At 72.4% G+C, this 23475-nt stretch carries 27 protein-coding genes and 1 pseudogene; 19 read left to right on the top strand and 9 right to left on the bottom strand.

Annotation, left to right across the window (positions count from 1 at the left end; all coding sequences use genetic code 11):
• From ABD329_RS42750 to ABD329_RS42735, 4 genes and pseudogenes are all read right to left on the bottom strand, one after another.
• Nucleotides 1-209, bottom strand: a pseudogene (locus tag ABD329_RS42750) (hypothetical protein); the annotation flags it as partial.
• Nucleotides 210-650: 441 nt separating this feature from the next.
• Nucleotides 651-2375, bottom strand: coding sequence for an urease subunit alpha (locus ABD329_RS42745; RefSeq protein WP_198279572.1), 1725 nt, complete (start codon nucleotides 2373-2375; stop codon nucleotides 651-653).
• Nucleotides 2365-2679: an urease subunit beta gene (locus tag ABD329_RS42740; RefSeq protein WP_037959955.1), complete on the bottom strand. Its 315-nt coding sequence runs from the start codon at nucleotides 2677-2679 to the stop codon at nucleotides 2365-2367. Before ABD329_RS42740 ends, ABD329_RS42745 begins: the two co-directional genes overlap by 11 nt.
• 13 nt (nucleotides 2680-2692) lie before the next feature.
• Nucleotides 2693-2995: an urease subunit gamma gene (locus ABD329_RS42735; RefSeq protein ID WP_037959949.1), complete on the bottom strand. Its 303-nt coding sequence runs from the start codon at nucleotides 2993-2995 to the stop codon at nucleotides 2693-2695.
• A 365-nt stretch (nucleotides 2996-3360) separates the two neighbouring features.
• On the opposite strand from ABD329_RS42735, the gene ABD329_RS42730 reads away from it, so the two are divergent.
• Nucleotides 3361-4314, top strand: a complete 954-nt coding sequence (locus ABD329_RS42730) for a M28 family metallopeptidase (protein ID WP_198279573.1) — start codon at nucleotides 3361-3363, stop codon at nucleotides 4312-4314.
• 48 nt (nucleotides 4315-4362) lie between these two features.
• Here ABD329_RS42730 and ABD329_RS42725 read toward each other — a convergent pair whose 3' ends face one another.
• Nucleotides 4363-4665 (bottom strand): type II toxin-antitoxin system Phd/YefM family antitoxin, encoded by a 303-nt coding sequence (locus tag ABD329_RS42725; protein WP_138916272.1) that lies wholly within the window; start codon nucleotides 4663-4665, stop codon nucleotides 4363-4365.
• An 84-nt stretch (nucleotides 4666-4749) separates the two neighbouring features.
• Between ABD329_RS42725 and ABD329_RS42720 the strand changes: the two genes are divergently transcribed.
• The 5 genes from ABD329_RS42720 (at nucleotide 4750) to ABD329_RS42700 (ending at nucleotide 8178) form a co-directional block, all read left to right on the top strand.
• Nucleotides 4750-5385, top strand: coding sequence for an ATP-dependent Clp protease proteolytic subunit (locus ABD329_RS42720; protein WP_198279574.1), 636 nt, complete (start codon nucleotides 4750-4752; stop codon nucleotides 5383-5385).
• A gap of 5 nt (nucleotides 5386-5390) precedes the next feature.
• Nucleotides 5391-5699, top strand: coding sequence for a hypothetical protein (locus tag ABD329_RS42715; protein ID WP_020866582.1), 309 nt, complete (start codon nucleotides 5391-5393; stop codon nucleotides 5697-5699).
• Nucleotides 5700-6018: 319 nt separating this feature from the next.
• A complete protein-coding gene (locus ABD329_RS42710; RefSeq protein WP_198279575.1) occupies nucleotides 6019-6492 on the top strand; it encodes a C40 family peptidase in 474 nt (157 codons plus the stop codon).
• Nucleotides 6493-6580: 88 nt separating this feature from the next.
• On the top strand, nucleotides 6581-6976 hold the full coding sequence (locus ABD329_RS42705; protein WP_198279576.1) for a VOC family protein: 396 nt from the start codon (nucleotides 6581-6583) through the stop codon (nucleotides 6974-6976).
• The gene (locus tag ABD329_RS42700; protein WP_198279577.1) at nucleotides 6973-8178 is read left to right on the top strand and encodes a nucleotidyl cyclase domain-containing protein; all 1206 of its coding nucleotides are present in this window, start codon (nucleotides 6973-6975) and stop codon (nucleotides 8176-8178) included. The genes ABD329_RS42705 and ABD329_RS42700 overlap by 4 nt, the downstream gene beginning before the upstream one ends.
• A 59-nt stretch (nucleotides 8179-8237) precedes the next feature.
• Here ABD329_RS42700 and ABD329_RS42695 read toward each other — a convergent pair whose 3' ends face one another.
• Complete coding sequence (locus ABD329_RS42695; RefSeq protein ID WP_198279578.1) at nucleotides 8238-8666, bottom strand: ATP-binding protein; 429 nt, start codon at nucleotides 8664-8666, stop codon at nucleotides 8238-8240.
• A gap of 275 nt (nucleotides 8667-8941) precedes the next feature.
• On the opposite strand from ABD329_RS42695, the gene ABD329_RS42690 reads away from it, so the two are divergent.
• On the top strand, nucleotides 8942-9811 hold the full coding sequence (locus ABD329_RS42690; protein WP_198279579.1) for a helix-turn-helix domain-containing protein: 870 nt from the start codon (nucleotides 8942-8944) through the stop codon (nucleotides 9809-9811).
• Nucleotides 9812-9829: 18 nt separating this feature from the next.
• Nucleotides 9830-10057 carry a DUF397 domain-containing protein gene (locus ABD329_RS42685; protein WP_425574447.1) on the top strand — a complete coding sequence of 76 codons (228 nt, stop codon included), beginning with the start codon at nucleotides 9830-9832 and terminating at the stop codon, nucleotides 10055-10057.
• Nucleotides 10058-10120: 63 nt separating this feature from the next.
• Here the strand turns inward: ABD329_RS42685 and ABD329_RS42680 are convergent, their stop codons facing one another.
• A complete protein-coding gene (locus tag ABD329_RS42680) occupies nucleotides 10121-11317 on the bottom strand; it encodes an 8-amino-7-oxononanoate synthase (RefSeq protein ID WP_344317869.1) in 1197 nt (398 codons plus the stop codon).
• 168 nt (nucleotides 11318-11485) lie between these two features.
• Between ABD329_RS42680 and bioB the strand changes: the two genes are divergently transcribed.
• The 9 genes from bioB to ABD329_RS42635 all read left to right on the top strand — a co-directional run bounded on the left by bioB (nucleotide 11486) and on the right by ABD329_RS42635 (nucleotide 20457).
• Nucleotides 11486-12748 carry a biotin synthase BioB gene (gene bioB / locus ABD329_RS42675; RefSeq protein ID WP_198281689.1) on the top strand — a complete coding sequence of 421 codons (1263 nt, stop codon included), beginning with the start codon at nucleotides 11486-11488 and terminating at the stop codon, nucleotides 12746-12748.
• On the top strand, nucleotides 12741-14057 hold the full coding sequence (locus ABD329_RS42670) for an adenosylmethionine--8-amino-7-oxononanoate transaminase (protein WP_198281688.1): 1317 nt from the start codon (nucleotides 12741-12743) through the stop codon (nucleotides 14055-14057). The genes bioB and ABD329_RS42670 overlap by 8 nt, the downstream gene beginning before the upstream one ends.
• Before the next feature lie 48 nt (nucleotides 14058-14105).
• Nucleotides 14106-14810, top strand: coding sequence for a dethiobiotin synthase (bioD, locus tag ABD329_RS42665; RefSeq protein WP_344317867.1), 705 nt, complete (start codon nucleotides 14106-14108; stop codon nucleotides 14808-14810).
• Between the two features lie 100 nt (nucleotides 14811-14910).
• Nucleotides 14911-15594: a class I SAM-dependent methyltransferase gene (locus ABD329_RS42660; RefSeq protein WP_198281442.1), complete on the top strand. Its 684-nt coding sequence runs from the start codon at nucleotides 14911-14913 to the stop codon at nucleotides 15592-15594.
• 110 nt (nucleotides 15595-15704) lie between these two features.
• Nucleotides 15705-16508 (top strand): ABC transporter ATP-binding protein, encoded by an 804-nt coding sequence (locus ABD329_RS42655; protein ID WP_198281441.1) that lies wholly within the window; start codon nucleotides 15705-15707, stop codon nucleotides 16506-16508.
• A gap of 122 nt (nucleotides 16509-16630) precedes the next feature.
• Nucleotides 16631-17542 (top strand): LLM class F420-dependent oxidoreductase, encoded by a 912-nt coding sequence (locus tag ABD329_RS42650; RefSeq protein WP_198281440.1) that lies wholly within the window; start codon nucleotides 16631-16633, stop codon nucleotides 17540-17542.
• 51 nt (nucleotides 17543-17593) lie between these two features.
• A complete protein-coding gene (locus ABD329_RS42645) occupies nucleotides 17594-18019 on the top strand; it encodes a GNAT family N-acetyltransferase (protein ID WP_198281439.1) in 426 nt (141 codons plus the stop codon).
• A 72-nt stretch (nucleotides 18020-18091) separates the two neighbouring features.
• Nucleotides 18092-19456: a hemolysin family protein gene (locus ABD329_RS42640; RefSeq protein WP_344317866.1), complete on the top strand. Its 1365-nt coding sequence runs from the start codon at nucleotides 18092-18094 to the stop codon at nucleotides 19454-19456.
• Nucleotides 19453-20457, top strand: a complete 1005-nt coding sequence (locus ABD329_RS42635; RefSeq protein WP_198280668.1) for a hemolysin family protein — start codon at nucleotides 19453-19455, stop codon at nucleotides 20455-20457. The genes ABD329_RS42640 and ABD329_RS42635 overlap by 4 nt, the downstream gene beginning before the upstream one ends.
• A 63-nt stretch (nucleotides 20458-20520) precedes the next feature.
• On the opposite strand, the gene ABD329_RS42630 is transcribed toward ABD329_RS42635, so the two are convergent.
• Both ABD329_RS42630 and ABD329_RS42625 read right to left on the bottom strand, forming a co-directional pair.
• Nucleotides 20521-20775 carry a hypothetical protein gene (locus ABD329_RS42630; RefSeq protein ID WP_375792343.1) on the bottom strand — a complete coding sequence of 85 codons (255 nt, stop codon included), beginning with the start codon at nucleotides 20773-20775 and terminating at the stop codon, nucleotides 20521-20523.
• Between the two features lie 103 nt (nucleotides 20776-20878).
• On the bottom strand, nucleotides 20879-21115 hold the full coding sequence (locus ABD329_RS42625) for a hypothetical protein (RefSeq protein WP_246618972.1): 237 nt from the start codon (nucleotides 21113-21115) through the stop codon (nucleotides 20879-20881).
• Nucleotides 21116-21181: 66 nt separating this feature from the next.
• On the opposite strand from ABD329_RS42625, the gene ABD329_RS42620 reads away from it, so the two are divergent.
• Complete coding sequence (locus ABD329_RS42620) at nucleotides 21182-21952, top strand: SGNH/GDSL hydrolase family protein (protein WP_198280667.1); 771 nt, start codon at nucleotides 21182-21184, stop codon at nucleotides 21950-21952.
• Nucleotides 21953-22037: 85 nt separating this feature from the next.
• On the top strand, nucleotides 22038-23471 hold the full coding sequence (gene purB, locus ABD329_RS42615; protein WP_198280666.1) for an adenylosuccinate lyase: 1434 nt from the start codon (nucleotides 22038-22040) through the stop codon (nucleotides 23469-23471).
• Nucleotides 23472-23475 lie beyond the last annotated feature (4 nt).

Raw genomic sequence — 23475 nt, 5'->3', positions numbered from 1 at the left:
AGCCCGGCCGCGGTGAGCCCAGCGGTGTGCAGCCGTCCCCGGCAGAACGCCTCCAGGGAGGCCACGTCACGGATTCGCCCCGCCGCGACGGCGGCCTCGGCACCACCGGAATGCGCGTGGCCTCCGGCGGGAAACCGCCCATCGGCAAGAACAAGCAACGCCCCGACCCCACCGGGCCCCGTCCGCACGACCCGCGCCCCAACACCCAACGCAGGCCCTACGGCCACGTCCTCCACCCCCGGACCAGCCCGCCCCGGCCCGCCCGGCGGCGGCGCATCGGGACGCACGGAAGCGCCGCCCCCACCAGGGGCATCACCCCGGACCCCGCCAAAGGGCGTGTCCCCCGCCCCCGAACAGGCCCAACCCGGCCCACCCGACGACGGCCCACCCGAGCCCCGGGGAACGGAAGCGCCGCCCCCACCAGGCCCATCACCCCGAGCCCCGCCAGGGGCTTCGTTCGCGGGCGGCCGTGGGCGGGCTCGGTCCGGCGTGGTCGGCGGCAGGGCGCCGGGGGTGCGGGGGGCGGAGCCCCCTGGTTGTGGGGAGGGGCGGGGTGGGGAAAGGCCCGCCGGCGGGCCACCCGCGGCCGGGCCGTGGGCGTCCCGGGGAGGCGTCGGCGTCTCGTTCATGGGCATGACGGTCCGGTCCGGTCAGAAGAGGAAGTACCGCTGGGCCATGGGAAGTTCCGTCGCCGGAGCCGGTTCGACGGCCTCACCGTCGATCGTCACCGTGAACGTGTCGGGGTCGACCTCGACCCGCGGCAGTGCGTCGTTCTCCCGCATGTCCGCCTTGGTCACCCCCCGCGTACCGCGGATCGGGACGAACCGCTTGTGGAGGTCCAGCCGGTCCGCCAGGCCGTCGTCCAGGGCGGCCTGGGTCACGAAGTTGACCGAGCCCCTGGCCGCCGCGCGGCCGAGCGCGCCGAACATGGGGCGCGGCAGGACCGGCTGCGGGGTCGGGATGGAGGCGTTGGCGTCGCCCATCTGCGCATACGCGATCTGGCCGCCCTTGATGACCAGGTGCGGTTTGACGCCGAAGAACGCCGGGTCCCAGAGCACCAGGTCGGCCAGCTTCCCGGACTCCACCGAGCCGATCTCCCCGTCGAGGCCCTGCGCCACCGCCGGGTTGATGGTGTATTTGGCGACATAGCGACGCGCCCGGTGGTTGTCGGCGCGGCCGTCCCCGGCCAACGCCCCGCGCCGTCGCTTCATCACATGCGCGGTCTGCCAGGTGCGCAGCACCACCTCACCGATCCGCCCCATGGCCTGGGAGTCGGAGGAGATGATCGAGATCGCGCCCAGGTCGTGCAGCACATCCTCGGCGGCGATGGTGCTGGGCCGGATGCGGGACTCGGCGAAGGCGAGGTCCTCGGGGACGGCCGGGTTCAGATGGTGGCAGACCATCAGCATGTCGAGGTGCTCCTCGACGGTGTTGACGGTGTGCGGCCGCGTCGGATTGGTGGAGCTGGGCAGCACGTTCGGCTGGGAGACCACGGTGATGATGTCGGGCGCGTGCCCGCCGCCCGCGCCCTCGGTGTGGTACGCGTGAAGGGTGCGCCCGGCGATGGCGGCGAGGGTGTCGCCGACGAAGCCCGCCTCGTTGAGGGTGTCGGTGTGGATGGCGAGCTGGGCGCCGCTCTCCTCGCAGACGCCGAGGCAGGCGTCGATGGCGGCGGGGGTCGCCCCCCAGTCCTCATGGATCTTGAACCCGAGCGCCCCGCCGCGCAGTTGGGACCACATCGCCTCACCCGACACGGTGTTGCCCTTGCCGAGCAGCCCGATGTTGACCGGAAATCCCTCCAGCGCCTCGAACATCCGCGCCAGATGCCAGGGGCCGGGGGTGATGGTGGTCGCCTTGGTGCCCTCGGCGGGTCCGGTGCCGCCGCCGACGAGGGTGGTGATCCCGGAGCAGAGCGCCTGGTCGACGAGGGTCGGCGAGATGAAGTGAACGTGGGCGTCGATGGCGCCCGCGGTGAGGATCCTGCCGTTGCCCGCGATGACCTCGGTCTCGGGCCCGATGACGAGGTCGGGGTGGACGCCGTCCATGGTGTCGGGGTTCCCGGCCTTGCCGATCCCGGTGATACGGCCGTCACGCAGGCCGATGTCCGCCTTGACGACGCCCCAGTGGTCGAGCACGACGGCCCCGGTGATCACGGTGTCGGGGGCGCCCTCGGCACGGGTGGCCCGGGACTGGCCCATGGATTCGCGGATCACCTTGCCGCCGCCGAAGACCGCCTCGTCCCCGGCCCGGCCGGGCCCGCCGCAGCGGTCCTCCTCGATCTCGATCAAGAGGTCGGTGTCGGCGAGCCGGATGCGGTCCCCCGTGGTGGGGCCGAAGAGATCGGCGTACGCGGCACGGTCCAGTTCAGCGGTCATCGAGCGCTCCTCCCGTCTCCCCGCGCAGCCCCGGCACGATCCGCTCCCCCGCGATCGGGATCAGGGCGACCTCGACGGGGATGCCCGGTTCGAAGCGCACGGCGGTGCCCGCGGCGATGTTCAGCCGCTTGCCGCGGGCGGCGGCGCGGTCGAAGTCGAGGCCGGGGTTGGCCTCGGCGAAGTGGTAGTGGGAGCCGACCTGGACGGGCCGGTCGGCGGCGTTGAGCACGGTGAGCCGGGTGACCGGCCGCCCCTCGTTGAGGCGCACCGGCTCATCGGCGTGCAGGATCTCTCCGGGGATCATGGAAACGCCCCCGTCAGGCTATCGGCTGATGGACGGTGACCAGCTTGGTGCCGTCGGGGAAGGTGGCCTCGACCTGCACGTCCTGGAGCATCTCGGGAACGCCCTCCATCACCTCGTCGCGGGTGAGCACCCGGCGGCCGGAGGCCATAAGCTCGGCCACACCGCGGCCGTCCCGGGCGCCCTCCAGGATGTGGGCGGTGATCAGCGCCGTCGCCTCGGGGTGGTTGAGGAGCACGCCCCGGGCACGTCGCTTCTCGGCCACGTCGGCGGCCACATGGATGAGCAGACGTTCCTGCTCATGCGGGGTCAAACGCACGCTTCCCACCTCATTCTCGCCCTCGTCCCGCGGAAGCCCTGATCCGGCGGAAATCACCCGCTCCGCACGGTTCCGGGCGACTTGCGTCCGGCCTTCGCAGGCTAGTTCCGGGGCGTTTCGTCGGCGTTAACTGAGCCAATGACCGAGTAACCCTGATCAATCCGATCGACGCTGGTCAAGACGGTCTCATGAGCCACGGTCAGGTTCCGGTACCCCCCTCGGCCACCGCCCGACATCCGCTCGGCGGACCCGTACGTCCGGCTATCGCACTTGACGGCCCCACCGCATAGCCCCGATTCTCATCACCGCAACACCATGATTCACCTGCTCCGCTCCAACCCCCCACATCACAACGGAGCCCAACTGTGAAGCGAATAGCGTCAATTCGCCGCGGAAGCCTCGCGGCGGCAACCGGTGCCGCGCTCGCCGCGGCCCTGCTGAGCGGCGCCTCCGGCGCCGAGGCCACCGTCGACACCAAGGCAGCCGCCCCCGACGTGGACGTCGCGGCCGTCAAGGCCGATCTGGGCGAGCTACAGTCCATCGCGGACGCCAACGGCGGCAACCGCGCCCATGGCGAGCCCGGCTACCAGAAGTCCCTGGACTTCATCAAGGGCAAGCTGGACGAGGCCGGATTCACCACCTCCGTCCAGGAGTTCACCTCCGGCGGCAAGAAGGGCTACAACCTCATCGCCGACTGGAAGGGCGGCGCCGACGACAAGGTCGTGATGGCCGGTTCCCATCTCGACTCGGTCGAGGCCGGCCCCGGCATCAACGACAACGGTTCCGGCTCGGCCGCGATCCTCGAGGTCGCGCTCGCCGTGGCCAAGGCCGACCTCCAGCCCTCCAAGCACCTGCGGTTCGCCTGGTGGGGCGACGAGGAGGACGGCATGGTCGGGTCGACGCACTACGTCGACAGCCTGGCGGCCGCCGACAAGTCGAAGATCGACTCCTACCTCAACTTCGACATGCTCGGCTCCCCCAACCCGGGCTACTTCGTCTATGACGACGACCCGGAGCTGGAGAAGGTCTTCAAGGACTGGTACGCGGCGAAGGACATCGCGACCGAGAAGGAGACCGAGGGCGACGGCCGCTCGGACCACGCCCCGTTCAAGGACGCGGGCGTGCGGGTCGGCGGCCTGTTCACCGGTGCCGAGGCCACCATGAGCCAGGAGCAGGCCGACCAGTGGGGCGGCAAGGCGGGCGAGGCGTTCGACCCGTGCTACCACTCCGCATGCGACAAGACGTCGAACATCGACGACAAGGCGCTGGACCTGAACACCGACGCCATCGCCAACGCGATCTGGACGCTCAGCTCCTGACGAGCACCCCCACACCGGACCGGCGCCGAGCCGGTCCGGTTCCGTCCGTCACTCCTCGCGGCCCGGACGCCGATCCCCGGCGTCCGGGCCGCGGTGTTCCGCCGCGATGCCGAAGCGCCGCCGTTCGCCCGGAGCGGACGAGGTGGGGCGCATCGACGACACGGTGCTGATCACCTGCTCCTCCCCGCCCGTCTCGATCTCCTCGAGTCGCCGCAGGTCCGCGGCGGACACCAGGGCGACAAGCGGCTTCCCGTGGCGCGTGACGACCACCCTCTCGCCGCCGTACACCACGCGGTTGATCAGCTCCGCGAGCTCTGCACGGGCTTGCGTCACCGGAATCTCGTAAGCCATGCTCCCATCATATCCGGATGTACGTCCTGTACATTTTTTGCGGAGCCAACGACACCGCTGACGACGACGCCGAGAGGTGACGCGATGGAACGACCGACCGCGCGCTATGTCCTGCCCGAGTTCACCGAGCGCACCAGTTCGGGGACGCACACCATGGACCCGTACTCCAAGCTGCTCTCCGAGCGCATCGTCTTCCTCGGCACCCCGATCGACGACACCGCCGCCAACGATGTGATCGCGCAGCTGATCCACTTGGAGCACGCCGCGCCCGACCAGGACATCTCGCTCTACATCAACTCGCCCGGCGGCTCGTTCGGGGCCATGACGGCGGTCTACGACACCATGCACTTCGTCTCCTGCGACATCGAGACGGTCTGCCTGGGCCAGGCCGCCTCGGCGGCCGCCGTGCTGCTGGCCGCCGGCACCCCGGGCAAGCGCCTGGCCCTGCCGGGCGCGCGGATCCTCATCCACCAGGCCGCGTTCGGCGAGCCGGTCGAGGGCACCACCTCGGATCTGGAGATCCAGGCCAATGAGCTGCGGCGCACCCAGGAGATGCTCGAGGAGATGCTGGTCCGGCACACCGGCCGGAGCGCCGAGCGGATCCGGGCCGACATCGACCGCGACAAGATCTTCGACGCCGAGGGCGCGAGGGCCTACGGGCTGGTGGACGAGGTCACCCAGAGCCGTAAGCGGCCGGGCCCGCCGCCGCGGACGAGGTGAGCGCGGTGCTGCCACCGGAGCTGCCCCCGCTGCCCGCGCTCACCCGCGCGGAGGGGAACGTGATCGACGGCTATCTGGAGGTGGTCGATCTGCTGGGCCGGATCAATCCGGCCCGCGGCCGTGACACCTACGGCAGCCTGCGGGCCGCCCAGGCGCTGGTGGGGAAGGCCACCGCGCTGCGGGACGCGCTGACGCTGATGCATGAGCGCGGGGAGAGCGAGCTGCACACCGCGACCCTGGCCCGGGCGCTGCGGGTGCTGGACGGGGAGCGGCGCGCCGAGCGCGTCACGCTGCCCCCGGCGCTGCGGGCCTGATGACCGGGCTCGTCACGATCGGCCCCGTCACCCGAACAGCGGAGCGGGATTCCGGTGCTCCGGGCGGGATCGGCTTGCGCCCCGCCGCCGCCCCGGGTCCGTTCCACCGCCCGCCCCAGCACGCCGTAGCACGGCCGTTCGGGCAGGTCATGGACGTATGACGGGACGGTCGGCACCACCCGAACGGCCCCGCAGTGACCACCGTCACACCGCGCCCTCCCGGGTCGGAACCGGCGCCGCGTCTGCGTGACCATCCCTGGTGACGACAGGACCCCGCCACCGCACCGGGGCGGGGTCGGCTCACGAAGGGTTCCGTGTGATGTCTGCGCACATACGTATCCCCAGGATGTTCTCCCGAGCGAGCGCCGTCTCCGCCCTCACCGTCGCCGCCGTGGGCGGCACCGTGGCGACGCCGGGCTGTCCACCGGAGGCCGAGGCCGCGACCGTCGCCGCCAAGGCGCTGCGGATCGCGGCCGCCAAGAAGGGCGCACCGTACAAGTACGGCGCGGCGGGGCCGAAGCGCTTCGACTGCTCCGGGCTGACGCAGTACGCCTACAAGCGGGCCGGGAAGCGGCTGCCACGCACCGCGGCCGCCCAGTACAACCGGACCCGCCATATCAAGGCATCCTCCCGCAAGGGCGGTGACCTGGTCTTCTTCCACTCCGGCAGCGGGGTGTACCACGTCGGGGTGTACGCGGGCGGCGGGCGCCTGTGGCACGCCCCCAAGACCGGTCAGGTGGTGCGGCTGGAGCGGATCTGGACCAAGAAGGTCTGGTACGGACATGTCCGCTGACCCGCCGTAGGCGTCAGTGGCCGTGGGTAGGTTGACGGGGCCGGGACACCGCCGTGGACCGGCCCCGTCGACCACCGGAGGCATCGGCATGGCGTATCTCAACCCGGTCCGGCACATCACCTTCGACGCCCATGATCCGCACACCCTCGCGCGGTTCTGGTCCCGGCTGACCGGCTACCCGCTGGAGGACTCCGATCCGGACGGCGAATGGGCGCTGATCAGCCCGGGGCAGCCCGGGGTGCCGGGGCTGCTGTTCCTGCGGGTCCCGGACGCCAAGACCGTCAAGAACCGCGTGCACCTGGACATCCAGCCGCCGTCGGGCACCCGGGACGCCGAGGTGGAGCGGCTGGTCGGGTTCGGCGCGCGCGTGGTGGACGACCGGCGCACGGAGGACGGGCTGGGGTGGGTGGTGATGTCCGATATCGAGGGCAATGAGTTCTGTGTGGAGCGCAGCGCCGTCGAGCGCGGTGTGGTGCCGTCATGAGCGAGCCCTTCCAGGCGGACCGGACCTACGACCAGGTGTATCTGCTCTTCGTCGACACCTCCGGGTATTCGACGATCGTCCGCTCGAACCCCAGGGACCGCGCCGCCCACGCCTTCGATCTGCTGCGCGAGCGGATGCGCGCGCGGATCGAGCAGTTCTCCGCCCAGCACCGCTGCGCCCGGGGCGACTTATGGAGCTGGCGCGGCGACGGGGGCTTCTTCGCGGTCCACGACGACCGCGAGAGCGTGGCCCGCGATGTCGCGCTGGAGGCGGCCCGCACCTTTCTCACCCTCGATCTGCGCCATCTGCGGGACGAGTTCGCCCAGGCGGGCGTGGACGGCGAGCTGCATGTGCGGATGGCGCTGCACAAGGGGGCGATACGGCACACCGGCGAGGGCCGGACCGGCGCCATCCACTCCCCCGACATCAATCTGGCCGCGCATCTGGAGAAGGCCACTCCGCCGGACTGCCTGGCGGTCTCGGAGGATGTGTACCGCACCGCGGGGCCGTATGCGGAGCTGTTCGCCCATGTGGGAAGCCATGAGGGCAAGGACGTCTATCTGATGGCGGGCGACGGCGGGCCGGACGGGGCGGCCAAGGCGTGGCTGGCGGGCCGGGGGCTGGCGGACGGCGCCCCGGTGCACGCGTATCCGGAGCGGCCGAGCCCCCAGGAGAAGGCGCGGCTGCTGGACGCGGCGGCCGCGGAGGTCCTGGACATGGGGACGGCGCTGCGCACCACCTCCGGTCGGCTGGTCACCACCGAGCGCCCGGCCCGCTTCCGGGACGCGGTCCTCGGGCTGCTGCGCCGGGGCGGCACGTACCACTGCTATCTGCTGGATCCGTCCTCGGACGCGGCGGCCACGCTCTCCCGCCAGTACCAGGAGGACATGACGCGGAAGATCAAGGATTCGCTGGAGCGGTTCGGCCGTTTCAAGGAGCGGTACGGGGCGGAGGCCGACGGCCTGCGGGTCTACCAGACGGAGGGGTTCCCCGGCTTCTCGGCGCTGACCATCGACATGCGCGGGCCGGGCGGGCTGATCCTGTATTCCTCATATCTGATGGGCACGAGCCGGTACGGGGTGATCGAACGCGGCGACATGCCGCACTATCTGATCAGTCCGGCCGCCGGGCGGGTCCACACCCGGATCCGCCAGCTGGCCGAGGCGCGGGTCTCGGAGGGGGAGGCCCAGCGCGTGCTGTGAGCGGTTCGGGCGGACCGGGGCGGTCCGGCCGGGCCCGGCGGACGGGGCGGTCCGGCCGTTCAGCGGACCGGGACGGTCCACGGCAGGGCGATCCAGACGGTCTTGCCGCCGTCCGCGGTCGGGGTGACGAACACCTCGCCGCCCGACTCCGCGGCCAGACAGCGGACGATGACCATTCCGCGCCCGCTGTCCTGCTGGGTGGCGAGCGGCAGCCACCTGGGCCATTTCGGATGGCTGTCGGTGACCCCGATCTCCAGTCGCTGCTCGCGGTCGAGCCGCAGGTCCACGGTGAAGGTGGGCGACTGGCCCACGGTGTGCTCCACGGCGTTGGTGGCGAGCTCGGAGACGATCAGCCGCACGGTGTCGGCGGCCTCCGCTCCCGCCCCGAGCCCCCATTCGGCGAGCACGTCCGTGACATAGGCGCGTGCCGTGGGAACCGACGCCGGTGCGCTCGGCAGAGTGACGGATGCTTCCTGATGGTCTGCCATGACGGCCTGTCCCTTTCCGGCCGGGGCGCGGCTGCGGACGCGTTTCGAGGGTGGACTGACGAAGCCGGTGAAGTCGTGGGCTGCCCCGACGGCTCTACGCGTCAGAGTGCCACCAATGGCCTCTGTAACGGGGGCGATCCACCGAGTTATGCATATATCTGTCGCCCAAAGCGGTGAACTCTGCTACGGAAGACCGGATTTGGAAGGCACACTGGGCCACTGGTGCGACACGCGCCGTGGGTGACGCGCCAAAAGGAAGGCGGGAGGGAGAACTGATGCGATACGGCCCGGCGGTGCGTCGCCGCAAGCTCGGTGCGGAACTGCGCCGCCAGCGCGATCTGGCCGGGCTCACCAGCGGTGAGGTCGCCGACCAGCTGGGCTGGCACCAGTCGAAGGTGAGCCGGATCGAGACCGGACGGAGCGGCGCCAAGCCCTCGGACGTGGCACGGCTGCTGGAGGTCTACCAGGTCGCCGACCCGGAGCTGCGCGCCCTGCTGGAGGCGCTGTGCCGTGGGGGCGCCTCGGATCCGGAGGGGTCACGGCGCGGCTGGTGGTACGCGTACCGCGATCTGCTGCCGCCCGCCTACCGGGACTTCATCAGCCTGGAGGCGGAGGCTTCGGACGCGTACACGCTGGAGACCACGGTGGTGCCGGGTCTGTTGCAGACCCCGGACTACGCCCGGGCGGTGACCCTCGCGGCGCTCCCGGATCTGCCGGGGCCGCAGGTGGACTCGCTGGTCGAGGTGCGGATCGCGCGCCAGTCGGTGCTGCACGGCGAGCGGCCGCTGCGGCTGCACGCGGTGCTCGACGAGGCGGCGCTGCGGCGTGAGGTGGGCGGGCCCGGAGTGATGACGGCGCAATTGCGCCATCTGGCCGAACTCTGCGCATTGCCTCAGGTGCAGCTCCAGGTGCTGCCATTCTCTATCGGAATGCCCATTGGTATGACAGGTCCTTTCATTATTTTCTCTTTTCCGCACATTAGTGACCTGGACGTAGTAGTTCTCGACCACTTGACGAGTAGCCTCTATCTGGAGCGGAAAGAAGACCTCCGGGCGTACAGCGCCGCGTTCGAAGTACTGCGCGCACACGCCCTGACACCTGAGGAATCGTTGTCCTTCATCAACAAAATCGGGGGCGGCGCCTGAGGGGGCACCATGTCCAAAATGTCCGCCAACTCCGTCGACTGGCTGCGCAGCAGCTACAGCGTCGGAATGAACAACTGCGTCGAGGCGGCCCTGCTGGGGCCCGACCGGCTCGGCGTGCGCGATTCGAAGAACACGGCGGGTCCCGTCCTGCTGTTCACCCCGTCGACCTGGGTCTCCTTCCTCGAGGGAATCAAGGGCGACGGCCCCGGCTCCGGCATCTCCCGCTCGGCCGGAACCGGAAGCTGATCCGTCAGTGAAGTATCCCTTCCGCCGGTGAGCTGATCCGCTCACCCTCCCGTAGTTACGCCATCAGGCGGTCGGCGCGGTCCTCACGATCACGTCGACCGCCGCCTCGACCTGCTCCTCCGTCAGGTCCCCGCGCGCGGTCAGCCGCAGCCGGGAGACTCCGTCCGGGACGGACGGCGGGCGGAAGCACCCCACCATCAGCCCGGCCGCGCGGCAATCCGCGGCCCAGCGCACCGCCTGCTCCGGCGACGGGGCCCGCACCGACACCACCGACGCGTCCGGCCGCACCGCGGCGAGACCGGCGGCGGTCAGCCGCCCGTACAGGCCCATGGCGACCGTACGGACGCGGGCGGCGCGCTCCGGCTCCCGGCGCAGCAGCCGCAGGCTCGCCAGGGCGGCGCCCACGGCCGCCGGGTTGAGCCCGGTGTCGAAGATGAACGTCCGTGCGGAGTTCACCAGATGCTCGATGACCCGGGCGGGCCCCAGCACCGCCCCGCCCTGGCTGCCCAGCGACTTGGAGAGGGTGGCCGTGACCACCACGTCCGGCGCGCCCGCGAGCCCGGCCCCGTGCACCGCGCCCCGCCCGCCCTCGCCGAGCACCCCCAGGCCGTGCGCCTCGTCCACCACCAGGGCCGCGCCGTACGGCCGGGCGACAGCGGCGAGGGCGGCCAGCGGAGCGGCGTCACCGTCGACGGAGAAGACCGCGTCGCTGACGACGAGGGCGCGCCGCCGCGCCTCCCCCGCCCTCGCCTCTCCCGCATGCGCCTCGTCCGCCTCGTCCGCGTCCAGCGCCTTGCCCACGGCGTCCGGGTCGGCGTGCGGGACGACGGCGATCTCGGCCCGGGAGAGCCGGCAGCCGTCGATGAGCGAGGCGTGATTGTCCGCGTCGGAGACGACCAGGGCGTCCCGGCCGCTCAGGGCGGAGACGGCGGCCAGATTGGCCGCGTAACCGGAGGAGAACACCAGGGCCGCCTCGAATCCGCAGAATTCGGCGAGCTCCCGCTCCAGCGTGGTGTGCAGCTCGGTGGAGCCGGTGACCAGGCGCGAGCCGGTCGACCCCGCGCCCCAGCGGTGCGCCGCCGCGGCCGCGACGGCCGTCACCTCCGGATGCCGGGCCAGCCCGAGGTAGTCGTTGCTGGCCAGATCGAGCAGCGGGGAGTCGGCGGGGCGGGGGCTGAGCCGGCGCACCAGCCCCGCCCGGTCGCGCCGCTCCCGCTGTGCGTCGATCCATGCGAACGCGTCGTCGCGGTCCTGGGGCATCGGCTGCCTCGCCTTCCGTGGCCTCGTCCCGGCACCGACTGTCGGGTCCGGATAGAACGTAGCCTCGTCCATGCCCGGTCATGGTGTGGCAATACACACACCCCGATCAGCGCGTCTTGTACGGTCTCTCCTTGGCCGCGGGCGGTGGGGTAGGAAAGGATCGTCGCCATGGACCTGCTGAACACGCTGGTGGAGAAGGGGCTGCGGCGCGAGACGCCCACCCGCGAAGAGGCGCTCGCCGTCCTGGCGACCTCCGATGACGAGCTGCTCGATGTGGTGGCCGCGGCGGGCAAGGTGCGCCGCGCCTGGTTCGGGCGGCGAGTGAAGCTCAACTATCTGGTGAACCTCAAGTCGGGGCTGTGCCCCGAGGACTGCTCGTACTGCTCGCAGCGGCTGGGCTCGAAGTCCGGGATCCTCAAGTACACCTGGCTCAAGCCGGAGCAGGCGGCCGCCGCGGCGGGCGCCGGGGTCGCGGGCGGCGCCAAGCGGGTGTGCCTGGTCGCCAGCGGGCGCGGCCCGACCGACCGCGATGTGGACCGGGTCTCCCAGACCATCGCCGCCATCAAGGAGGAGCACCAGGACGTCGAGATCTGCGCCTGTCTGGGGCTGCTGTCCGACGGCCAGGCGGAGCGGCTGAGGGACGCGGGGGCGAACGCGTACAACCACAACCTCAACACCTCCGAGGCGACGTACGGCGACATCACCACCACCCACACCTACGCCGACCGGGTCTCGACCGTGCAGCAGGCCCAGGCGGCCGGGATGTCCGCCTGCTCCGGGCTGATCGCGGGCATGGGCGAGTCGGACGAGGACCTGGTGGACGTGGTCTTCTCGCTGCGCGAGCTGGACCCGGACTCGGTGCCGGTCAACTTCCTCATCCCGATCGAGGGCACCCCGCTGGCCGGGGACTGGAACCTCACCCCGCAGCGGTGTCTGCGGATCCTGGCCATGGTGCGGTTCGTCTGCCCGGACGTCGAGGTGCGGCTGGCGGGCGGCCGCGAGATCCATCTGCGGACGCTCCAGCCGCTGGCCCTGAACCTGGCGAACTCGATCTTCCTCGGCGACTATCTGACCACCGAGGGCCAGTCGGGCAAGGACGATCTCGCGATGATCGCCGACGCGGGCTTCGAGGTGGAGGGCACCGATACGACGACGCTGCCCGCGCACCGCGCGGACGCGGCTGCCGCCGCCGGTTCCGGCTGCGGCGGCCACGGCGGGGAGGGCGGCGGCTGCGGCCCGTGCGGTGACGCGGCGCCCGCCGACGCGGTCCCCGACGCCGTGCCCGCAGGCGCCGTACCCGCCGAAGCGGTGCCCGCCCAGGCGGCGGCCGGTGCGACGGTCTCCGCCTCAGCGGGCGCGCGGGAGTCCCACGCCGACCTGGTCGCGGTGCGCCGCCGCGGCGCGGGCACGGATCTGCCGCCCAATGCCTGAGCCGCTGACCCCGGCCGAGCTGCGGGAGCTGGACCGGCAGCATGTCTGGCATCCGTACGGCCCGATGCCCGGCCGCCAGGACCCGCTGGTCGTGGAGTCCGCGGCCGGGGTCCGGCTGCGGCTGGCCGAGCCGGTGGAGGGCGTCCGCGAGCTGGTGGACGGGATGTCGTCGTGGTGGTCCGCCATCCACGGCTACAACCACCCGGCGCTCAACGACGCCGCGCGCGGTCAGCTGGACCGGATGAGCCATGTGATGTTCGGCGGGCTCACCCATGAGCCCGCCGTCCGGCTGGCCACCCGGCTGGTGGAGATCACGCCGGAGCCGCTCCAGCACGTCTTCCTCGCCGACTCCGGTTCGGTGTCGGTCGAGGTCGCGGTGAAGATGTGCCTCCAGTACTGGCGCTCCCTCGGCCGCCCCGCCAAGCGGCGGCTGCTCACCTGGCGCGGCGGCTACCACGGCGACACCTGGCAGCCGATGGCGGTGTGCGACCCGGAGGGCGGGATGCACCGGCTGTGGTCCGGTGTGCTGCCCGAGCAGATCTTCGCGGACGCGCCGCCGCCCGGCTTCGACGCGGACCCCGACCCGGCGTACCAGGCCCATATCCATGAGCTGGTGGCCCGGCACGCCGATGAGCTGGCCGCGGTGATCGTGGAGCCGGTGGTGCAGGGCGCGGGCGGGATGCGGTTCCACTCCCCCGCGCTGCTGCGGGTGCTGCGCGAGGCGTGCGACGAGCACGATGTGCTGCTGGTGTTCGACGAGATCGCCACCGGCTTCGGCCGCTCGGGCGCGCTCTTCGCGGCCGAGCACGCGGGGGTGTGCCCCGATGTGATGTGTCTGGGCAAGGCGCTGACCGGGGGTTATCTGACCCTGGCCGCCACCCTCTGCACCCCGCGGGTGGCGGAGGGCATCTCGCGCGGCGAGGTGCCGGTGCTCGCCCACGGCCCGACCTTCATGGGCAATCCGCTGGCCACGGCCGTGGCCTGCGCCTCGATCGATCTGCTGCTCTCCTACGACTGGCGGCAGGAGGTCAAGCGGATCGAGACCGGGCTGCGGGACGGTCTCGCGGAGGCGGCCGCCGTGCCGGGCGTCCGGGACGTGAGGGTGCTCGGCGCGATCGGCGTCGTCCAGCTGGACCGTCCGATGGACGACGCGGCGATGGCGGCGGCGACGCGGGCCGCGGTGCGCGAGGGCGTATGGCTGCGCCCGTTCCGCGATCTGTTGTACACCATGCCGCCGTACATCACCGGGGACCACGATCTGGCCCGGATCTGCGCGGCGGTCCGGTCGGCCGCGGCCGCGGCCGTCTGACCGCCCGCCCCGGGGCACGAACGAAAGCGAAAGGCAACGGAAACGAAGATGTCAGTCCTGGTCGTCACCGGTACGGGAACGGAGATCGGAAAGACAGTCAGCACGGCGGCCGTCGCCGCCGCCGCGCTCGCGCACGGCCGCTCGGTCGCGGTGCTCAAACCCGCCCAGACCGGTGTCGCGGAGGGCGAACCGGGCGACGCCGCGGAGGTGGCCCGGCTCGCCGGGGCGGTGACCCTGCTCGAACTCGCCCGCTACCCCGAGCCGCTGGCCCCCGCCACCGCCGCCCGCCGCGCCGGACGGCCGCCGGTGCGGCCGCACGAGGTGGCCGACGCGGCCGGGAAGCTGGCCACCGAGCACGATCTGGTGCTGGTCGAGGGCGCGGGCGGGCTGCTCGTACGGTTCGACGAGACGGGGGCGACGCTCGCCGACGCGGCCCGGCTGCTCGGCGCGCCCGTCCTGGTCGTCGCCCACGCGGGCCTCGGCACGCTCAACGCGACCACCCTGACCACCGAGGCGCTGCGCGCCCGCGGGCTGGAGTGCCCCGGTGTCGTCATCGGCAGCTGGCCCGCCGCCGCGGATCTGGCCTCCCGCTGCAACGTGGCCGATCTGCCGGAGTCCTCCGGCGTCCCGCTGCTGGGGGCCATCCCCCAGGGCGCCCCCGCCCTGCCGCCCGCCGAATTCCGCGCCCAGGCCCCCGGTTGGCTGGCGCCCCGGCTGGGCGGCACCTGGGACCCGGCGCGGCTGGCCGCGTAGCGACACCCCCCGGCTGGGCAGACTCCCGGTACCGGCCATCGTCCATCCCTGGGACCCGGCCGGGACAAACCGTCCGCACCTGGGACAAGGGGGAGCTCCCATGCCCGTATGCCGTCGCACACCCCCGCGTGACGCCGTCCACCACCCGCTCTTCGCCCGCTGCTACGCCAGACTGAGCCCGGTGGCCGACGAGCGGGCCGGTCTTGGCGAGCTGCGCGGCGAGCTGCTGGCCGGGCTCTCCGGCCGGGTCATCGAGATCGGCGCGGGCAACGGGCTGAACTTCCCGCACTACCCCGAGACCGTCTCCGAGGTCGTCGCCATCGAACCCGAGCGCCATCTGCGGCGGCTGGCCACCCGGGCGGGGCTGCGCGCCGGGGTGCCGGTGGACGTGGTGCCGGGCGTCGCCGAGGCGCTGCCGGTCAAGAGCGAGGGGTTCGACGCGGCGGTGGCCTGTCTGGTGCTGTGCTCGGTGCGCGATGTGCGGCGCGCGCTCGCCGAGCTGCTGCGGGTGCTGCGGCCCGGCGGTGAGCTGCGCTTCCTCGAGCACGGCCGGGCCGAGGGGCGGTTCCTGGCGACGACCCAGTGGGCGCTGGACCGCACGGTGTGGCCGCTGGTCTTCGGCGGCTGCCATACGGCGCGCGAGGTGCGGTCGGAGATCGTGGCCGCGGGCTTCGAGCCGCTCGGCCACCGTCGGCTGCGCATCCCCGACCGGGGCCCGACGCTGCCGACGTCCCCGTGCGTGCTCGGCGCCGCGCGCCGCCCGTCCGCGCCCTCCGGTCCCTGATCGCCTCCCCGTCGGCGTTCGCAATCCCGTACGCCCGTGTCCGCGGGCGCGCGTACCGGCGGCCGAATCCCTACCATCGAGGGCACGACGTTCCGATACGGGGAGGCATCGTGTCCACACCGGCGGCAACGAAGACGGACGGGTTCGCGGACGGCGGCGCCCATGTGGCGGCCCGGGCCCGGTCCCTGACCAAGGCGTACGGCAGCGGCGAGACGGCCGTGCTCGCGCTGGACGCGGTGGACGTGGAGATCGAACGGGGCAGGTTCACCGCGGTGATGGGCCCGTCCGGCTCCGGGAAGTCCACGCTGATGCACTGTCTGGCGGGTCTCGACACGGTCTCGTCGGGCCGGGCCTGGCTGGGCGACACCGAGATCACCGGCCTGGGCGACAAGGAGCTGACCCAGCTCCGCCGCGACCGGATCGGCTTTATGTTCCAGTCGTTCAATCTGCTGCCCACGCTCAACGCGGCCGAGAACATCACCCTGCCCATGGACATCGCGGGCCACAAGCCCGACCAGGAGTGGGTGGACCGGGTCATCGACACCCTCGGGCTGCGGGACCGGCTCCGGCACCGGCCCGCCCAGCTCTCCGGCGGACAGCAGCAGCGGGTGGCGTGCGCGCGGGCGCTCGCCTCCCGCCCCGAGCTGATCTTCGCGGACGAGCCCACCGGCAACCTGGACTCACGGGCGGGCCTCGAGGTGCTGCGCTTCCTGCGGGAGGCGGTGGACGAACTGGGTCAGACGGTCGTCATGGTCACCCACGACCCGACCGCCGCCGCCCACTCCGATCTGGTGCTCTTCCTCGCCGACGGCCGGATCGTGGACCGGATGGAGCGGCCCACGGCCGAGGCGGTGCTGGAGCGGATGCACATCTTCGCGGCCGCCGCCACCCCCGACCCCGATCCGCTCGGCTGATCCCCCCGGCACCGGGCCCGATCGGCCGGGCCGCCGAATGAGGATGAGCGGTATGAGGGTGATCGGTCCCGAACGGGGCCGATCTCGGATACGTTCGCGGTATCCGCGCTCAAGGAGGGCTCATGGCAAGGCCGTTCCGCTTCGGAGTCAATCTGCTCACCCTTGAATCGGCCGAGGCATGGCGGGGGAAGTGCCGCCACGCCGAACAGCTCGGCTATGACGTGCTGCTGGTCCCCGACCACCTCGGCAACCCGGCCCCGTTCCCGGCGCTGGCCACCGCCGCCGAGGCGACCGAACGCCCGCGTCTTGGCACCTTCGTGCTCAACGCCGGCTTCTGGAACCCCGCGCTGCTCGCCCGGGAGGTGGCCACCTGCGACGCGCTCACCGACGGCCGGCTGGAGCTCGGCCTGGGCGCCGGCTATGTCAAGGCCGAGCACGACAGCGCCGGGCTGCCGTTCGGCTCGCCACGGGAGCGGGTGGACCATCTGGTGCACACCGTGGCCGAGTTGGAGCGGCTGCTGAGCGATTCCGAGCACCGGCCGCGGTCCACCCAGTCCCCGCGCCCGCCGCTGCTGCTCGGCGGCAACGGCGACCGGCTGCTGCGGCTGGCCGCGCGCCACGCGGACATCGCGGCCTTCACCGGCGCGGTGCAGCCCGCCGGCAAGCCGCAGGGCACCCTCCAGCTGATCAGCCCCGAGGCGCTGGAGGGCCGGATCGGCGCCTTCCGCCGCTTCGCCGCCGAGGCGGGGCGGACGAAGGGGTCCGACGGGACCGGCATCGAGCTCAACTACCTCATCCAGATGGTCGGCCCCACCGACGACCGCCGCACCAAGGCGCGTGAGCTGGCCCCGTACGCACCGGACCTCACCGAGGACCAACTGCTGGAACACCCGGCGCTGCTGCTGGGCGACGCCAAGGAGATGGCCGAACAGCTGCGGGCCCACCGCGAGCGGTTCGGCTTCTCGTACTTCACCGTGCTGGAGCACAACATGGAGGCGTTCGCCCCGGTGATCGAGGAGCTGCACGGCGGCTGACCCGGCGGAATCCCGTCGACGCCGCGGTCCGCCCGATGATGGGATACGGCCATGAACGATCTCCGCATACGGGCCGCGGCCCCCGCCGACCTCGACACCGTGCTCACCTTCTGGAAGGAGGCGGCCGAGGGCACCAGCATCAGCGACGACCGGGACGGAGTGGCCCGGCTGCTCGACCGCGACCCGGAGTCGCTGCTGCTGGCCGAGCGGGACGGCGAGCTCGCCGGAACCGTGATCGCCGGTTTCGACGGCTGGCGCTGCCATCTGTACCGGCTGGCCGTCCACCCCGGGCACCGCCGCAGCGGCGTGGCGACGGCCCTCCTGGCGGCGGCCGAGGAGCGGTTCGCGGCCCTGGGCGGACGGCGCGGGGACGCGATGGTGCTCAACGAGAACGAGCTCGCCCACCACGCCTGGAGCGCGGCGGGCTATGCGCCGCAGCCGCAGTGGAGCCGCTGGGTCAAGCCGCTGCGCCCCTGACCCCCGCGGCCCTCCCGGGCGCGGCGCCGCCGTGCGGTGCCTTTTAGCATGGGGACGGACGGAGGTGAACCGATGACCGAAGTCCTCCTCCTGGCCGTGGCGCTCCTCCTGGCGGTGGCCTGTGGCGCCTTCGTCGCGGCGGAGTTCTCGCTGACCACGGTCGAGCGCGGCGAGCTGGAACGCGCGGCCGGGCGCCGGGAGCGCGGCGCGGCCGGAGCGCTGAAGGCGGTGCGGAGCCTCACCTACCAGCTCTCCGGGGCGCAGCTCGGCATCACCGTGACCAATCTGGTCGTCGGCATGCTGGCCGAGCCGTCCGTCGCGGCCCTGCTGGCCGGGCCGCTCACCGCGATCGGCGTGCCCCCGTCGGCCGTCCACTCGACCGCGCTGGTGCTCGGCACGTTTCTGTCGACCGTCGTGCTGATGGTCGTCGGCGAGCTGGTGCCCAAGAACTGGGCGATCTCCCGGCCGCTGCCGGTCGCCAAGGCCGTGGCCACCCCGCAGCGCGTCTTCAGCTCCGTCTTCCGCCCGCTGATCAGCCATCTCAACAACACCGCCAACCGCACCGTGCGCCGGATGGGCCTGGAGCCCGCCGAGGAGCTGGCCTCCGCGCGCGGTCCGCAGGAGCTGATCGCGCTCGCCCGGCACTCGGCCAAGGAGGGCGCGCTGGAGAAGGACACCGCCGAACTGTTCGTCCGCACCCTCAACCTCGCCGGGCTCACCGCGGAGAACGTGATGACCCCGAGGGTGCGGGTGGTGGCGCTGGACGTACGGGCCACCGCCGAGGACGTGGCCAACGCGACCCGCGCCACCGGGCTGTCCCGCTTCCCCGTCTACCGGGGCAGCCTGGACACCGTCGTCGGCATCGTCCACATCAAGGACGTGCTGGCGGTCCCCGCCGAGGAGCGGCCCCGGCGCCCGGTGTCCGAGCTGATGCGCGAACCGGTGCTCGTCCCCGAGTCGCTCACCGTGGACCGGCTGCTGGACCGGCTCTCGGCCCAGCGCAGCATGGCCGTGGTGATCGACGAGTACGGCGGTACGGCCGGGGTCGTCACCCTGGAGGACATCGTCGAGGAGGTGGTCGGCGAGGTCCGCGACGAGCACGATCCGCATGAGACCGCCCAGCTGGTCCCGATGGGCCGGGACCCGGAGGGCCATACGCTGTACGACGCGGACGGCGCGGCCCGCGTCGACCAGCTGGAGCGCATCGGGCTGCGGGTGCCCCCGGGCCCGTACGAGACGCTGGCCGGGCTGATCGCCACCGAGCTGGGCCGGATCCCGGCCGTCGGCGACACCGTCGAGCTGGCGGGCTGGTCGGTGGAGGTACGGAAGGTGTCCAGCCACCGGGCGGCCCGGGTCCGGCTGCGGGCGCCGCTGCGCGGCGCCGGGGGCGACGGGACCGGCGGGGTGCGGGGGGCCGAGGGGGCGACCGGCCGATGACCGCCCTCCAACTGCTGATCGGCCTGTTGACGCTGGTCTTCAACGCCTTCTTCGTGGGCGCGGAGTTCGCCCTGATCTCGGTGCGCCGCAGCCAGATCGAACCACATGCCCAGCAGGGCGACCGGCGGGCCCGGGCCGTGCTGTGGGGCCTGGAGCACCTCTCCGCGCTGCTGGCCGCGGCCCAGCTCGGGATCACGCTGTGCACGCTGGTGCTGGGCGCCGTGGCGGAACCGGCCATCGCGCATCTGCTGGAGCCCTTCTTCCATGTGGTGGGTCTGCCGCTGGGTCTGGTGCATCCGATCTCGTTCGTGATCGCGCTGACCCTGGCCACGTATCTGCACATGCTGTTCGGCGAGATGGTGCCCAAGAACGTGGCGCTGGCCGAGCCGGTGCGCACCGTGCTGCTGCTCGGCCCGCCCCTGGTCGCCCTCGCCCGCACCCTGCGTCCGGTGATCTTCGGGGTGAACGCCCTGGCGAACGGGGTGCTGAAGCTACTGCGCGTGGAGCCCAAGGGGGAGGTCGCGGCCACCTTCTCCGACGATGAGCTGGCCCGGATGGTCTCGGACTCCAGCGAGGCCGGGCTGCTGGACGACCGCGCCACCGAGCGGCTGCGGGACGCGCTGGAGCTGGGCCGGCGACGGGTGCGGGACGTGGTGCTGCCCATGGACCGGGTGGTCACGGCGCGGCTCGGGGTGACCCCCGATGAGCTGGAGCGGCTGTCGGCGCGTACCGGCTTCTCACGGTTCCCGGTGGTGGACGACTCCGGGCGGATCCTGGGCTATCTGCATGTGAAGGACGCGCTGGACGCACGGCCCCGGGATGAGCCGTTCCGCCCCGATCAGCTGCGCCCGATCCCCCGGGTGCGGTCCCTCACGCCGCTGGACGACGTGCTCACCGCGATGCGCGACAGCCGTACGCATCTCGCGGCGGTCATCGCCGCGGACGGACGGCTGGAGGGGCTGGTGACCATGGAGGACGTGCTGCGCGAGCTGGTCGTCTGAGCGCTCCTGCCCGCCCGTGCCGGTCATCGCGGGGGCGGGAGCCCGGCAGGATGGGGGCGCCGATCATTCCTCGGTCTGTCTGGACTCATGGGCGATGATGCACGCCTGCCAGTGGGCCAGCGCCTCCTCCCGGCCACCGCCGCCCTCCTCGGCCACCGCCACCAGCGCATGGGCGGCCATCGCGGCGAGCCGCACCGCGACCCGGCACACATCGCGGGTATCGAGCGGCTCCAGGAGGGCGGCGGCGCCCTCCCCGTCGTCGGCGAGCGCGGCGGCGACGATGGCCATGGTCGTACGGTCGCATTCGAAGGCATCCACGCCGACCAGACTGCCCCGCCGCGCGGCGCGGGGAACCCCGGGCGGTGCAACCGGTCCAACCCTGACCCCGGCCGGAGGCCCGCGCGCCCCTCGGCGGCGGGGTTCAGCGGCGGGGGCCGGGACCGGGGCCGGAACCGGGGCCGGGACGGGTGCCCATCGGGTCGTAGCGGAAGATCACGTACTCGACCCGGCCGATGACCTTGGTGCGGTTCGTCCGCCGGTACAGCTCGGGTGGCCGGAAGATGTTGTCGTCGTAGATGTCCGCGCCGGGCTCCACATTCCAGCTGGCGGTCGTCCCGTTCCGCGCTCCGCCCTCGAAGTAGATGTGGGTCATCGCCATGCGGCTCATCATGCTCGCGCTCGGCGGTCCACGCAGCCCACGCACCGGGATAGGATCGCCCGAGCCATGCAGACGAACATCACCTACAGCAGCTTTGTCGCCCTCGGCGACTCCTTCACCGAGGGAATGTCGGACGCGCTTCCCGACGGCACCTACCGAGGCTGGGCGGATCTGCTCGCCGGGCGGCTCGCGGCCCGTAGCCCCGGGTTCCGCTACGCCAACCTCGCCGTACGCGGCAAGCTCATCGGCCAGATCGTCGAGGAGCAGACGGGCCCGGCGGCGGCCATGGGCGCCGACCTGGTGACCCTGGTCGGCGGGCTGAACGATGTGCTGCGGCCGAAATGCGATGTGGACCGGGTGTGCGCGCTGCTGGAGGAGGCCGTCGAGCGGCTGGCGCCCAGCTGCAAGCAGCTGGTGCTGATGCGCAGCCCGGGGCGGCGCGGGCCGGTGCTGGAGCGGTTCCTCCCCCGGATGGAGCGGCTGTTCGCGTTCATCGACGAGCTGGGCGAGCGGCATGACGCGACCGTCGTGGACCTGTACGCCTCCGAGGCCGTCGGGGACCCCCGGATGTGGCACGAGGACCGGCTGCATCTGAACGCCGAGGGGCACCGGCGGGTCGCCGAGGCCGTATGGCAGGCGCTGGGCCTGGAGCCGGAGGAGGACTGGAACGCGCCGCTGCCGCCCGCGGTGCCCGTCGGGTGGCTGGCCCGCCGCACCTCGGATGTGCGATTCGCCCGCCAGCACCTCGGGCCGTGGATCGGCAGGCGGCTGACCGGCCGCTCCTCGGGCGACGGGCGGGCACCGAAGCGCGCCGAGCTGCTGCCGTACGAGGGCTGATCCGCAAGGCCGGCTTCCCCGCCCTTCGGCGGCCTCCCTCGGCCACCGGTCTGGCCTGCGAGGACGGCCAGTAGACTCTGTGCACGTGACTGGTAAGCCGCGCATTCCGAACGTCCTGGCCAACCGCTACGCCTCCACGGAGCTGGCCGTCCTGTGGTCCCCCGAGTACAAGGTGACGCTGGAGCGGCGGCTGTGGCTCGCCGTGCTCCGCGCCCAGAAGGACCTCGGAATCGAGGTGCCGGACGCCGCCCTCGCCGACTACGAGCGGGTCCTGGAGACCGTGGACCTGGCCTCGATCGCCGAGCGCGAGAAGGTCACCCGCCACGATGTGAAGGCCCGGATCGAGGAGTTCAACGCCCTCGCCGGCCATGAGCACGTCCACAAGGGCATGACCTCCCGTGACCTCACCGAGAACGTGGAGCAGCTCCAGATCCGGCTCTCCCTGGAGCTGGTGCGGGACCGTACGGTGGCGGTGCTGGCCCGGCTCGGCAAGCTGGCCGCCGACCACGCCGAGCTGGTGATGGCCGGGCGGTCGCACAATGTCGCGGCGCAGGCCACCACGCTCGGCAAGCGGTTCGCCACCGCCGCGGACGAGCTGCTGGTGGCGTACGAGCGGCTGGAGAACCTGCTGGGCCGCTATCCGCTGCGGGGCATCAAGGGCCCGGTCGGCACCGCGCAGGACATGCTGGACCTGCTCGGCGGCGACGCGGCGAAGCTGGCCGAGCTGGAGCGGCGGATCGCCACCCACCTGGGCTTCGGGCAGGCGTTCACCTCCGTCGGCCAGGTCTATCCGCGCTCGCTGGACTACGACGTCGTCACCGCGCTGGTGCAGCTGGCCGCGGCCCCGTCCTCGCTGGCCAAGACCATCCGGCTGATGGCCGGGCACGAGCTGGTGACCGAGGGCTTCAAGCCCGGCCAGGTCGGCTCGTCCGCGATGCCGCACAAGATGAACACCCGCTCCTGCGAGCGCGTGAACGGCCTCGCGGTGATCCTGCGCGGCTACGCCTCGATGACCGGCGAGCTGGCGGGCGACCAGTGGAACGAGGGCGATGTCTCCTGCTCGGTGGTGCGCCGGGTCGCGCTGCCGGACGCGTTCTTCGCCTTCGACGGGCTGCTGGAGACCTTCCTGACCGTTCTCGACGAGTTCGGCGCCTTCCCCGCCGTCATCGCCCGTGAGCTGGACCGCTACCTTCCCTTCCTCGCCACCACGAAGGTGCTGATGGGCGCCGTACGGGCCGGGGTGGGCCGCGAGGTCGCCCATGAGGCGATCAAGGAGCACGCGGTGGCCGCGGCGCTGGCGATGCGCGAGCGGGGCGCCGAGCGCAATGAGCTGCTCGACTCGCTCGCCGCCGATGAGCGGATCCCGCTGGACCGGGCCGCGTTGGGCGCGCTGATGGACGACAAGCTCTCCTTCACGGGAGCGGCCGCGGATCAGGTGGGCGCGGTGGTCGCCCGGATCGAGGAGATCGTCAAGGAGCGCCCGGAGGCCGCCGGGTACACCCCCGGCTCGATCCTCTGAGCGC

It is taken from the genome of Streptomyces javensis (genome assembly GCF_039525925.1).
Lineage (GTDB): Bacteria > Actinomycetota > Actinomycetes > Streptomycetales > Streptomycetaceae > Streptomyces > Streptomyces asiaticus.
The sequence above is the reverse complement of the archived record's forward strand: the minus strand, read 5'-3'. Positions and strand labels throughout refer to the sequence as shown.

What these genes read in the sequence shown, in the direction of transcription:
- ABD329_RS42660 (WP_198281442.1), top strand. Translation starts at nt 14,911, where the DNA reads ATGCCCGTATGCCGTCGCACACCCCCGCGTGACGCCGTCCACCACCCG.
- ABD329_RS42705 (WP_198279576.1), top strand. Translation starts at nt 6,581, where the DNA reads ATGGCGTATCTCAACCCGGTCCGGCACATCACCTTCGACGCCCATGAT.
- bioB (WP_198281689.1), top strand. Translation starts at nt 11,486, where the DNA reads ATGGACCTGCTGAACACGCTGGTGGAGAAGGGGCTGCGGCGCGAGACG.
- ABD329_RS42680 (WP_344317869.1), bottom strand. Translation starts at nt 11,317, where the DNA reads ATGCCCCAGGACCGCGACGACGCGTTCGCATGGATCGACGCACAGCGG.
- bioD (WP_344317867.1), top strand. Translation starts at nt 14,106, where the DNA reads ATGTCAGTCCTGGTCGTCACCGGTACGGGAACGGAGATCGGAAAGACA.
- ABD329_RS42710 (WP_198279575.1), top strand. Translation starts at nt 6,019, where the DNA reads ATGTCTGCGCACATACGTATCCCCAGGATGTTCTCCCGAGCGAGCGCC.
- ABD329_RS42670 (WP_198281688.1), top strand. Translation starts at nt 12,741, where the DNA reads ATGCCTGAGCCGCTGACCCCGGCCGAGCTGCGGGAGCTGGACCGGCAG.
- ABD329_RS42745 (WP_198279572.1), bottom strand. Translation starts at nt 2,375, where the DNA reads ATGACCGCTGAACTGGACCGTGCCGCGTACGCCGATCTCTTCGGCCCC.
- ABD329_RS42725 (WP_138916272.1), bottom strand. Translation starts at nt 4,665, where the DNA reads ATGGCTTACGAGATTCCGGTGACGCAAGCCCGTGCAGAGCTCGCGGAG.
- ABD329_RS42720 (WP_198279574.1), top strand. Translation starts at nt 4,750, where the DNA reads ATGGAACGACCGACCGCGCGCTATGTCCTGCCCGAGTTCACCGAGCGC.
- ABD329_RS42645 (WP_198281439.1), top strand. Translation starts at nt 17,594, where the DNA reads ATGAACGATCTCCGCATACGGGCCGCGGCCCCCGCCGACCTCGACACC.
- ABD329_RS42700 (WP_198279577.1), top strand. Translation starts at nt 6,973, where the DNA reads ATGAGCGAGCCCTTCCAGGCGGACCGGACCTACGACCAGGTGTATCTG.
- ABD329_RS42640 (WP_344317866.1), top strand. Translation starts at nt 18,092, where the DNA reads ATGACCGAAGTCCTCCTCCTGGCCGTGGCGCTCCTCCTGGCGGTGGCC.
- ABD329_RS42620 (WP_198280667.1), top strand. Translation starts at nt 21,182, where the DNA reads ATGCAGACGAACATCACCTACAGCAGCTTTGTCGCCCTCGGCGACTCC.
- ABD329_RS42740 (WP_037959955.1), bottom strand. Translation starts at nt 2,679, where the DNA reads ATGATCCCCGGAGAGATCCTGCACGCCGATGAGCCGGTGCGCCTCAAC.
- ABD329_RS42650 (WP_198281440.1), top strand. Translation starts at nt 16,631, where the DNA reads ATGGCAAGGCCGTTCCGCTTCGGAGTCAATCTGCTCACCCTTGAATCG.
- ABD329_RS42685 (WP_425574447.1), top strand. Translation starts at nt 9,830, where the DNA reads ATGTCCGCCAACTCCGTCGACTGGCTGCGCAGCAGCTACAGCGTCGGA.
- ABD329_RS42695 (WP_198279578.1), bottom strand. Translation starts at nt 8,666, where the DNA reads ATGGCAGACCATCAGGAAGCATCCGTCACTCTGCCGAGCGCACCGGCG.
- ABD329_RS42690 (WP_198279579.1), top strand. Translation starts at nt 8,942, where the DNA reads ATGCGATACGGCCCGGCGGTGCGTCGCCGCAAGCTCGGTGCGGAACTG.
- ABD329_RS42635 (WP_198280668.1), top strand. Translation starts at nt 19,453, where the DNA reads ATGACCGCCCTCCAACTGCTGATCGGCCTGTTGACGCTGGTCTTCAAC.
- ABD329_RS42625 (WP_246618972.1), bottom strand. Translation starts at nt 21,115, where the DNA reads ATGGCGATGACCCACATCTACTTCGAGGGCGGAGCGCGGAACGGGACG.